At 73.8% G+C, this 10,533-nt stretch carries 9 protein-coding genes and 2 tRNA genes (1 of these 11 only partly in view); 5 read left to right on the top strand and 6 right to left on the bottom strand.

Annotated elements, in window-relative coordinates; genetic code table 11:
• The 3 genes from AB0D10_RS23410 to AB0D10_RS23400 form a co-directional block, all read left to right on the top strand.
• Positions 1 to 58, top strand: a tRNA-Met gene (locus AB0D10_RS23410); it begins 116 nt to the left of the window's first position.
• A 193-nt stretch (positions 59 to 251) separates the two neighbouring features.
• A tRNA-Met gene (locus tag AB0D10_RS23405) sits at positions 252 to 325 on the top strand.
• Positions 326 to 692: 367 nt separating this feature from the next.
• On the top strand, positions 693 to 2,666 hold the full coding sequence (locus AB0D10_RS23400) for a tetratricopeptide repeat protein (RefSeq protein WP_360259503.1): 1,974 nt from the start codon (positions 693 to 695) through the stop codon (positions 2,664 to 2,666).
• Between the two features lie 74 nt (positions 2,667 to 2,740).
• Here AB0D10_RS23400 and AB0D10_RS23395 read toward each other — a convergent pair whose 3' ends face one another.
• Positions 2,741 to 3,166 carry a Fur family transcriptional regulator gene (locus AB0D10_RS23395; RefSeq protein ID WP_360259500.1) on the bottom strand — a complete coding sequence of 142 codons (426 nt, stop codon included), beginning with the start codon at positions 3,164 to 3,166 and terminating at the stop codon, positions 2,741 to 2,743.
• 105 nt (positions 3,167 to 3,271) lie between these two features.
• Here AB0D10_RS23395 and AB0D10_RS23390 point away from each other — a divergent pair, with 105 nt between their 5' ends.
• A complete protein-coding gene (locus AB0D10_RS23390) occupies positions 3,272 to 4,747 on the top strand; it encodes a catalase (RefSeq protein ID WP_360259497.1) in 1,476 nt (491 codons plus the stop codon).
• A gap of 76 nt (positions 4,748 to 4,823) precedes the next feature.
• Here AB0D10_RS23390 and hisN read toward each other — a convergent pair whose 3' ends face one another.
• The 5 genes from hisN to AB0D10_RS23365 all read right to left on the bottom strand — a co-directional run bounded on the left by hisN (position 4,824) and on the right by AB0D10_RS23365 (position 9,632).
• Positions 4,824 to 5,621, bottom strand: coding sequence for a histidinol-phosphatase (hisN, locus tag AB0D10_RS23385; RefSeq protein WP_360259495.1), 798 nt, complete (start codon positions 5,619 to 5,621; stop codon positions 4,824 to 4,826).
• Between the two features lie 133 nt (positions 5,622 to 5,754).
• A complete protein-coding gene (locus AB0D10_RS23380) occupies positions 5,755 to 6,078 on the bottom strand; it encodes a multidrug efflux SMR transporter (protein ID WP_360259492.1) in 324 nt (107 codons plus the stop codon).
• A 130-nt stretch (positions 6,079 to 6,208) separates the two neighbouring features.
• Positions 6,209 to 7,261 carry a ribosome small subunit-dependent GTPase A gene (rsgA, locus tag AB0D10_RS23375; protein WP_360259490.1) on the bottom strand — a complete coding sequence of 351 codons (1,053 nt, stop codon included), beginning with the start codon at positions 7,259 to 7,261 and terminating at the stop codon, positions 6,209 to 6,211.
• 15 nt (positions 7,262 to 7,276) lie between these two features.
• Complete coding sequence (gene aroA / locus AB0D10_RS23370) at positions 7,277 to 8,626, bottom strand: 3-phosphoshikimate 1-carboxyvinyltransferase (RefSeq protein ID WP_360259487.1); 1,350 nt, start codon at positions 8,624 to 8,626, stop codon at positions 7,277 to 7,279.
• A 280-nt stretch (positions 8,627 to 8,906) separates the two neighbouring features.
• The gene (locus tag AB0D10_RS23365; RefSeq protein WP_360259486.1) at positions 8,907 to 9,632 is read right to left on the bottom strand and encodes a M50 family metallopeptidase; all 726 of its coding nucleotides are present in this window, start codon (positions 9,630 to 9,632) and stop codon (positions 8,907 to 8,909) included.
• A gap of 147 nt (positions 9,633 to 9,779) precedes the next feature.
• Here AB0D10_RS23365 and AB0D10_RS23360 point away from each other — a divergent pair, with 147 nt between their 5' ends.
• Positions 9,780 to 10,532: an SOS response-associated peptidase gene (locus tag AB0D10_RS23360; protein WP_360259483.1), complete on the top strand. Its 753-nt coding sequence runs from the start codon at positions 9,780 to 9,782 to the stop codon at positions 10,530 to 10,532.
• Position 10,533: the final 1 nt, after the last annotated feature.

Here is a 10,533-nt window from a genome sequence, read left to right as displayed (position 1 = left end):
TCGGTAGCTCGCTGGGCTCATAACCCAGAGGTCGCAGGTTCAAATCCTGTCCCCGCTACAAAGGCCAGAGGCCCGGAGGATCCTTCCTCCGGGCCTCCGGTGTTTCCCGGAGGTCTTCGGTGCCGCCCGTGCCCGCCGGCATCCCGCCGCTCCGGTGGGGCGGGCGGGCGTTCCCGTTCGGGCGTGTGCGGGGCCCGGGACGATCACCCGGACGGACCCCTGTCGTTTCCGTGCTATGGTTCACCTACCGACGCGGGGTGGAGCAGCTCGGTAGCTCGCTGGGCTCATAACCCAGAGGTCGCAGGTTCAAATCCTGTCCCCGCTACAAAGGCCAGAGGCCCGGAGGATCCTTCCTCCGGGCCTCTGGTGTTTCCCGGAGCGCTCTCGTCCGTAAGCGGTGGGAACCGCTCCGGTACTATCGACCGTCGCCAAGGAGGACGGCAGCGGGGTTTGTGGGGTGGAAGTGTCGGGAAATCGACAAAGCGCCGAAGCAATTTCGTCGGCTTCGGGTCGGCCCCGCTCGAATTCGGCCGGGGCAGGTGTACGCGGGTAGCAGGTGATGCGACGATGGGACACACGGGGGACGGTGCACGGCTGCTGATCAGCCGTCGGGTCCGGCGCCTCTCCTGGGAGTCCCCCCGGCCGCAGGCCGGGGAACGATGCCGCGACACTCTGGGGGAGCGGGAGTCGGCATGAGGCTTATCGGCAAGTCAGGCGCCAAGTCCGCGGCGGCGCCCGAGGCGGACACCGACGCCTGGGCGGAAAGCCCCGAAAGCCCCGAGAACCGCCCCGGGGCCCTGCCGGCCCAGCGCACCAGCGGCCTGTCCGAACGCCCCACCCCGGGCTACGGCCCCGACAGCCTGGTCCACGTGTCCACCCGTCAGTTCGCCGCCGCCGTCGGCGCGTACGGGGAGCAGCCCGGGGAGGAGCCGCCCTCCGGCGCCGCGCTCGACCCGGCGGGCCTGGACCCGACCAGCTTCGAGACCGCGCTCGCCGCCCGCGAGTCCGCCGCCCTGGAGGCCCGGCACCGGCAGGCCGCCGACGGCGGGGACCCGGACGCCGCGACCCGGCTCGGCACCCTGCTGCTGCGCCGCGGCGACCTGGAGGACGCCGAACCGTACCTGCGCGCCGCCGCCGCGGCCGGGGTGCGCTCCGCCGCCAACAACCTCGGCGTGCTGCTGCACCAGCAGGGCCACCGGGCGGAGGCCGGCCAGTGGTGGCGCCAGGCCGCCGTCGCGGGCAGCGCCCCGGCCGCGCACGCGCTCGGGCTGCAGCTGCGCGACCAGGGCGAGGAGGAGGCCGCCGAGTACTGGCTGCACTTCGCCGCCGACCACGGGCACCCGCTCGGCGCCTACGCGCTGGGCGACCTGATGGAGCACCGGCGGGACGTCCGGGCCGAGCGCTGGTTCAAGGTCTCCGCCGACGCCGGGCACCGGGAGGCCGCCTACCGGCTGGCCCGGATGCGCGAGGCCGCCGGGGACAAGGACACCGCCGAGGCCTGGTACCGCACCGCGGCCGCCCGCAGCCACGCCCGCGCCGCGCTGCGCCTGGGCGTGCTGCTGGAGGAGCGCGCCCGCACCGAGCAGTCGCTGCTGGACGAGGCGGCCCGCTGGTACCGGCAGGCCGCGCAGAACGGGGAGCCGCGCGCGGCCTGCGCGCTCGGCTTCCTGCTGCGCGACGCCGGGGACGTCGCGGCCGCCGCCGAGTGGTGGCAGGAGGCGGCCGAGGCCGGGGACGGCAACGCCGCCAACGCGCTGGGCGCGGTGCACGCGAGCCGCGGCGAGGCCAAGGAGGCCGAGCGCTGGTACCGCGCCGCGCTGGACGCGGGCGACCAGAACGGCGCCTTCAACCTCGGCCTGCTCTGCGCCGGCACCGGCCGCGAGCAGCAGGCCGAGCAGTGGTACCGCCGGGCCGCGTACGCCGGGCACCGGGAGGCCTGCAACGCGCTGGCCGTGGTGCTGCTGCAACGCGGCGACGAGTCCGGCGCCGAGCCGTGGTTCTCCAAGGCGGCCGAGGCCGGCAGTGTGGACGGCGCCTTCAACCTGGGCGTGCTGCACGCCGGGCGCGGCGAGCAGCGGCAGGCCCAGGAGTGGTACGCGCGGGCCGCCGCCGAGGGGCACGGGGAGGCGGCGCTGCAGCTCGCCGTCGTCCAGGAGCAGCGCGGCAACCTGTCCGGGGCGCTGGAGCGCTACCGGCAGGCCGCGGCGGGCGGCTCGGCGGAGGGCGCGTTCCGGCTGGCCTCGCTGCTGGACCGGCGGGGGGACGCGGACGCCGAGGCCGAGCACTGGTACGCGCTGGCGGCCGACGCCGGGCACCGGCGGGCGCAGGTGCGGATGGGCGTGCGGGCGGCCGAGCGCGGGGCGCTGGAGATCGCCGAGAGCTGGTACCGGCGGGCCGCCGAGGCCGGCAGCCGCAGCGCCGCGTTCAACCTGGGGCTGCTGCTGGCCCGGCAGGACAGGGAGGCCGAGGCGATGCTCTGGTACACCCGGGCCGCGGACGCCGGGCACGGGCGGGCGGCGCTGCGGCTCGCGCTGCTGGCGCTGCGCCGGGGCGAGCCGGTGCAGGCGGAGAACTGGTGCCGGCGGGCGATCGACTACGGGCCGGCCGAGGTGGCGGAGCGGGCCGGGCGCCTGCTGGGCGCGCTGCACGCCGAGCTGAGCGCGTAGCGGGCGTCCGGCGGCAGGTCAGGGCCGGGGCTCGGGCCGTACGGGGGCGCCGTCGGTGCGAGCGCGCCGGCGGCTCAACCGCCGTGCTGCGGAAGGCAGTCGGGGCACAGGCCGCGATAGGTGACCTCGGCGGCGGTGACCGCGAACCCGAAGCGCTCGGCGGCGGGCAGCGCGGCGAGCGGGTCGCCGTGCGGGTGGACGTCGCGGATCGCGCCACAGCCGGAGCAGACCAGGTGCTGGTGGGCGCGGTGCGCGTTGGGGTCATAGCGCCGGGCGCGGCCGTCGGTGGCGAGCTCCAGGACCTCGCCGAGGGCGACCAGTTCGCCGAGCGTGTTGTAGACGGTGGCGCGGCTGATCTCGGGCAGCCGGGCCGCGGCGCGGGCGTGCACCTCGTCGGCGGTGAGGTGGACGTGTTCGCCGCCGAGGACCTCGGCCACGACCCGCCGCTGCGAGGTCAGCCGCCAGCCGCGTTCGCGCAGTCTCTCCAGCAGGTCGTCCATGTCCGCCAGATTAAGTCACCGTCCGGGATTGATTCCAGTATTGACTTGGACAAAGTCCAAGTTAGGATCGTGTCATCACGACCGGACCCCGTGGAGGCACCCGTTATGACCACGCAGGACGAGCTGCGCCCGACCCTCACCACGGAGGCGGGTGCCCCCGTCGCCGACAACCAGAACACCGAGACCGCGGGCACCGGCGGCCCGGCACTGATCCAGGACCAGCTGCTGTTCGAGAAGCTCGCGCACTTCAACCGCGAGCGGATCCCGGAGCGCGTGGTGCACGCCCGCGGCGCCGGCGCGTACGGCACCTTCACGGTCACCGCCGACGTCACGCCCTGGACCAGGGCGGCGTTCCTGTCCGAGGTCGGCAAGCAGACCGAGGTCTTCCTGCGCTTCTCCACCGTGGCGGGCAACCTCGGCGCGGCCGACGCGGTGCGCGACCCGCGCGGCTTCGCGCTGAAGTTCTACACCGAGGAGGGCAACTACGACCTCGTCGGCAACAACACCCCGGTGTTCTTCATCAAGGACGCCATCAAGTTCCCCGACTTCATCCACACCCAGAAGCGCGACCCGTACACCGGCTCGCAGGAGGCCGACAACGTCTGGGACTTCTGGGGCCTGTCGCCCGAGGCCACCCACCAGGTCACCTGGCTCTTCGGCGACCGCGGCATACCGGCCTCCTACCGCCACATGAACGGCTACGGCTCGCACACCTACCAGTGGCAGAACGAGGCCGGCGAGCACTTCTGGGTCAAGTACCACTTCAAGACCGACCAGGGCATCCGCAACCTCACCCAGGCCGAGGCCAACACCCTCGCCGGCGAGGACCCGGACAGCCACCAGCGTGACCTGCGCCGGTCGATCGAGAGCGGCGAGTTCCCCAGCTGGACGGTGCAGGTCCAGATCATGCCCGCGGCCGACGCGGCGGCCTACCGCTTCAACCCCTTCGACCTGACCAAGGTCTGGCCGCACGCCGACTACCCGCCGGTCGAGATCGGCCGGCTGGAGCTCAACCGCAACCCCGACAACGTCTTCGCCGAGGTCGAGCAGTCGGTCTTCTCCCCGTCGCACTTCGTGCCCGGCATCGGCCCGTCCCCGGACAAGATGCTCCAGGGCCGCCTGTTCGCGTACGCCGACGCCCACCGCTACCGGGTCGGCATCAATGCCGACCACCTGCCGGTGAACCGCCCGCACGCCACCGAGGCCCGCACCAACGGCCGCGACGGCCACCTGTACGACGGGCGCCACGGACGGCAGAAGAACTACGAGCCGAACAGCTTCGGCGGCCCGGTGCAGACCGGCCGTCCGCTGTGGGCCGCCACCGCCGTCGACGGCACCACCGGCACCCACGCGGCGCCCGCACACGCCGAGGACGACGACTTCGTGCAGGCCGGCACCCTCTACCGGCTGTTCTCGGAGGACGAGAAGCAGCGGCTGATCGCCAACCTGGCCGGCTTCATCGCCAAGGTCTCCGCCGACCGCGAGGACATCGTGGAGCGGGCGGTCGACAACTTCCGCAAGGCCGACGCCGACTACGGGCAGCGGCTGGACGCGGCGGTCCGGGAGCTGCGCAAGCAGTAGCACCCGGCCCGGATGAACGGCGGCCCCCTCGACCGGCTCCCACCGGCCGAGGGGGCCGCACCACGTCGGCGCGGCGTCAGACGCTCAGCCGGCGCAGCGTCTCCTCGTGCAGCAGGCCGTTGGACGCGACGGCGTCGGCGCCGCCCGGGCCCGGGACGCCGTCCAGGCCGGTGAAGCGGCCGCCGGCCTCCTCGACGATCACGCAGTTGGCCGCCATGTCCCACAGCGACAGCTCGGGCTCGGCGGCGATGTCGACGGCGCCCTCGGCGACCATCATGTAGGACCAGAAGTCGCCGTACGCGCGGGTGCGCCAGCAGGCGCGGGTGAGGTCCAGGAACGGGTCGAGGCGGCCGCGCTCCTCCCAGCCGGTGAGCGAGGAGTAGGAGAAGGACGCGTCCTCCATCCGGGAGACGCCGGACACGTGGATCCGGGAGGCCTTCGTCAGGCTGCGGCCCGCGAAGGCCCCGAGGCCCTTGGCCGCCCACCAGCGGCGCTGCAGCGCCGGGGCGGAGACGATGCCGACCACCGGGCGTTCGACGCCGTCCGGGCCGTCCTCCAGCAGGGCGATCAGGGTCGCCCAGACCGGGACCCCGCGGATGTAGTTCTTGGTGCCGTCGATCGGGTCGATCACCCAGCGGCGCGGGCCGGAGCCCTGCAGGCCGAACTCCTCGCCCAGGACGGCGTCGCGCGGGCGGGCGCGCTGGAGCACGCTGCGCACGAGCTCCTCGGCCGCCTTGTCGGCGTCGCTCACCGGGGTGAGGTCGGGCTTGGTCTCGATCTTCAGGTCGAGGGCGCGGAAGCGCTCCAGGGTGACCGAGTCGGCCGAGTCGGCGAGGACGTGGGCGAGTCGGAGATCGTCGTGGTAGTCGGCCATGCCCGAAACCCTAGCGAGCCCGCCCCGATCGACACAGCCGGGCTCGCGGAGCGGGACGGAGCGGTGTCGGGCCCGCCCGCACCGCGCAGGCGGCTCCCCGGGCGGGAGCCGGCGCCGTGCGCGCCGGGGCCTCCTAGTGCGTCGTGCCGCTGAGCTGGAGGCCGATGACCCCGGTGATCACCAGGGAGATCGAGACCAGCTTGAGCACCGAGGTGGTCTCGTCCAGGAAGACCATGCCGTAGACGGCGGTGCCGGCTGCGCCGATGCCCGTCCACACCGCGTAGGCGGGGCCGACCGGCAGGCTCTTCAGGGACAGGGTGAGCAGGCCGAAGCTGCCGAGGGCGAACGCGCAGAAGCTGATGGTGGGCCAGAGCTTGGTGAAGCCCTCGCTGAGCTTGAGGTTGATCGCGAAGCCGGTCTCCAGCAGGCCTGCCAGGACCACCAGGGCCCATGCCATCGCGTGCCCTCCCAGTGGATCGACGGTCGGACCGTGCCCGGCCCGACCTTCCTATGATCACCAGGCGGGCGCCGTCCGACACCTCGAACGGGCCGCGAACCCCGCCGCACAGCGGCGGGGCGCGCCGGACTCAGTCGAGCTCGCCCTCCTTGCTGGCCAGCAGACGGCGCAGCGAGTAGAGCCGGGCGGCCTCGGCGTGGCCGTCGGCGACCCAGGCGTCCAACGCGCAGTCCGGCTCGTCGTGACTGCACGCGCGCGGGCAGTCGACCGTACCCGGCTCCAGGTCCGGGAAGGCGAGGATGACCCGCGACGGGTCGATGTGCGAGAGGCCGAAGGAACGGAAGCCCGGGGTGTCGATCACCCAGCCCGGGTCCAGCGCCTTCCGGGAGCCCGGCTTGACGCCCGGCGGCGGGGGCAGCCGCAGCGCGAGCGCCGACACGGTGGTGTGCCGGCCGCGGCCGGTGACCGCGTTGACGCGGCCGGTCTGCCGCTGACGGTCCGGGACCAGCGCGTTGACCAGGGTGGTCTTGCCGACGCCGGAGTGGCCGATGAACACCGTGGACCGCCCGCGCAGGTACTCCCGGACGGCCTCGGCGCCGGTCGTCTCCAGCTCGTCGCGGCGGGTGACCACGTACTGGATGCCGAGCGTGGCGTAGGAGTCCAGCAGCGTCGAGGCCGGGGCGAGGTCCGCCTTGGTGAGCACCAGCAGCGGCTCCATGCCCGCGTCGTAGGCGGCCACCAGGCAGCGGTCGATCAGCCGCGGGCGCGGCTCCGGGTCCGCCAGGGCGGTGACGATGGCCAGCTGCTCGGCGTTGGCGACCACGATCCGCTCGTACGGGTCGTCGTCGTCCGCGGTGCGCCGCAGCACCGAGCTGCGCTCCTCGACCCGGACGATCCGGGCGAGGGTGTCGGCGTCCCCGGAGAGGTCACCGACCAGATTGACCACGTCGCCGACGACGACGCCCTTGCGGCCCAGCTCGCGGGCCTTCATGGCGATGATCTCGCGCTCCTGCTTGGTGCCCGGGTCGACCAGGCAGGTCACCCTGCCCCGGTCGACGGTCAGCACCATCGCCTCGGCGGCGTCCTCGTGCTTGGGCCGGATCCTGGTCCGCGGCCGGGAACCCCGGCGGGCCGGGCGGTTGCGGATGTCGTCCTCGTCGGCGTCCTTGCCGTAGCGGCGCATGTGCTCAGTCCCCGCTCAGACGTCCGCCGTCGTTCCGTCCGCGCCGCCCGCCCCGCCGAGCAGCTCCGCCCACATCCCCGGGAAGTCGGGGAGGGTCTTGGCGGTCGTGGCGACGTTCTCCACCCCGACACCGGGCACGGCGAGGCCGAGCACCGCGCCGGCCGTGGCCAGACGGTGGTCCTCGTAGGTGTGGAAGACACCGCCGCGCAGCGGGCGCGGACGGATCCGCAGACCGTCCTCGGTCTCCGTGACGTCGCCGCCGAGATCGTTGATCTCCTTGGCGAGCGCCGCGAGCCGGTCGGTCTCGTGCAGACGCAGGTGGGCGATGCCGTACAGGTGGGACTCGGAGTCGGCGAGCGCGGCGACCGCGGCGATCACCGGGGTCAGCTCGCCCACGTCGTGCAGGTCCGCCTCGATGCCGTGGATCCGGCCGGTGCCGGTGAACTGCAGGCCCTCGTCGGTGAACTCGCAGGCGCCACCCATCCGGGTGTAGATCTCGCGCAGCTGGTCGCCGGGCTGGGTGGTGTGCTTGGGCCAGTCCCGCACGGTGACGCGGCCGCCGGTGACCAGGGCGGCGGCGAAGAACGGCGCGGCGTTGGACAGGTCCGGCTCGACCACCAGGTCGCGGCCGATCAGGGCACCCGGGGTGACCCGCCAGACGTCCTTCTCGCCGCCGTCCTCAGGGGCGTCGACCTGGGCCCCGGCCAGACGCAGCATCTCGACGGTCATCCGGATGTGCGGCAGCGACGGCACCGGGCCGCCGACGTGCCGGACCTCGATGCCCTGGTTGTAGCGGGCACCGGACAGCAGCAGGGCCGAGACGAACTGCGACGACGACGAGGCGTCCAGCTCGACCGGGCCGCCATCGAGGGAACCGGTGCCGTGGACGGTGAGCGGGAACGCGCCGCGGCCGCCGTCGTCGATCCGGGCACCGAGCGCGCGCAGGGCGTTGATCACGCCGTGCTGGGGGCGCTCGTAGCAGCGCGGATCGCCGTCGAAGTGCACCGGGCCGTCGGCCAGGACGGCGAGCGGGGGCAGGAAACGCATGACCGTGCCGGCGTTGCCGACGTCGACGGAGGCCGGACCGCGCAGCGCGGGCGCGGGGAAGACCCGCCAGGCCTCGCCGCCGCCGGTGCCGCCCGCGTCGTTGTTGACCGTCTCCTCGATCGTGACCCCGAGGGCACGCAGGCCGTCGGCCATCAGCTGGGAGTCGCGGCTGCGCAGCGGGCGGCGCACCCAGCCGGGCTTCTCGGCGAGTGCCGCCAGCACCAGGGCCCGGTTGGTGACCGACTTGGAGCCGGGGATGGTGACGGTGGCGTCGACGGGGCTGGTGGCGACGGGGGCGGGCCACGGGGTCTCGGTCATGTGGCAAGTCTAGGGGCCGTACCGGAACGGGCTGCTAATCGCCCGCTCGCCTCCGGGACGCTCGGATCCGGTGCCGACGGTCGGTGCTCCCTCGCTCGTGCCTCGCTCCCTCGCGGTCTCCCTTTCGGCACCGGCGCGCCTCTTCGGCTCGGGGCGGGGTTCGCCCGCTCGCCTCCGGGACGCTCGGATCCGGTGCCGACGGTCGGTGCTCCCTCGCTCGTGCCTCGCTCCCTCGCGGTCTCCCTTTCGGTACTGACCCGCCCCTTCGGCTCGGGGCGGGTCAGTGCAGGGGCTGGAGCAGCCAGCTCGCGCCGAGGGCGAGGCAGGCGAGGGCGACGAGCAGGAAGACGGTGACCCAGGCGAGGGCGGGGACGTGGGTGAGCCGGGCGAGCTGGTCGGCGTCGGAGTCGCGGGCCCAGCCGATGCGGCGCTGGTGCTGCAGCTCCAGGACCGGGCGGACGGCGCCGAAGAGCAGGAACCAGCAGCCGAGGTAGGCGAAGCCGGCCTGGACCTCGGCGCTGCCGAACCAGGAGACCAGGAAGAAGGCGCCGCCGGCCACGAGGACGGTGAACAGGCCGAAGGCGTTGCGGATGCGCAGGAGCAGGGCGAGCAGCAGGAGGATCACCAGCCAGAGCAGCAGGGTGATCCGGTCGGCGGCGAGCAGGGCCGCGCAGCCGAGGCCGAGCAGCGCGGGGGCGGTGTAGCCGGCGGCGGCGGTGAGGACCATGCCGGGGCCGGTGGGGCGGCCGTAGGAGAGGGTCAGGCCCGAGGTGTCGGAGTGCAGCCGGATACCGGCGAGCTTGCGGCCGGTGACGAGCGCGACCAGGCCGTGGCCCCCCTCGTGCGCGATGGTGACGGCGTTGCGGGCGACGTGCCACAGCGGGCGGGCGAGGACGGCGAGCAGGGCGGCGCCGCCGGTGGCCAGGACCAGCCAGCCGGGCGGGGCGGACTGGGTGCCGGTGACCTGGTCCCACAGGGCGCTCAGGGTCTGGTCGTCGGTGCTCATCGGGTCTTCCCGCCTCCTCCGCTGCGTTGGGCCGTTCGGGGCAGCCTCCCATGGGGGGACGGGCGGGCGGGAGCGGGCGGTTCTGGCCGGGGCATGAGGATGCCGTGAGGAAGTGGCGGGGACCGGCGACATGGCAAGCTGGCCCGCATGTGCGGTCGGTTCGCAGCCAGCAGCAAGCCCGAGGACATCGTCGAGCTGTTCGACGTCGAGCAGTGGGACCCGGAGGAGACTCTGGAGCCGAACTGGAACGTCGCGCCGACCGACAGCGCCTTCGTGGTGCTGGAGCGGATGGGCCGGGAGCAGTCGCGGGCCTTGCGGCAGTTGCGGGTGCTGCGCTGGGGGCTGGTGCCGCAGTGGTCGAACACCGCGGAGACGGCGGTGAAGATGATCAACGCCCGGTCGGACACCGTGCACGAGAAGCCCTCGTACCGGCAGGCCTTCGCCGCGCGCCGGTGCGTCCTGCCGGTGGACGGCTACTACGAGTGGCAGACGGTGCCGGGCGAGCGGGGCAAGGCGCGGAAGAAGCCGTACTTCGTCTCGCGGGCGGACGGCACCCCGCTGGCACTGGCCGGGCTGTACGAGTTCTGGCGCAACCGGGCCGTGCCGCCCGGGCACCCCGAGGCCTGGCTGGTGACGTTCACGGTCGTCACCACGGACGCCGAGGAGTCGCTGGCGCCGATCCACGAGCGGATGCCGCTGTTCCTCGACCCGCCGGACTGGGACGCGTGGCTGGACCCGAGGCTGACCGACCCGGACGCGCTGCGCCGGCTGCTGATACCCCCGCCGCCCGGTGCGCTGTTGGCCACCCCGGTGTCGCCGGCGGTCGGCAGCATCCGCAACAACGGCCCGGAGCTCAAGGATCCGTGGACCGAGGTCGAGTACGAGACCACCCTGTTCTGAA

This window comes from Kitasatospora sp. NPDC048545 (assembly GCF_040651155.1).
Taxonomy (GTDB): domain Bacteria; phylum Actinomycetota; class Actinomycetes; order Streptomycetales; family Streptomycetaceae; genus Kitasatospora.
The sequence above is the reverse complement of the archived record's forward strand: the minus strand, read 5'-3'. Positions and strand labels throughout refer to the sequence as shown.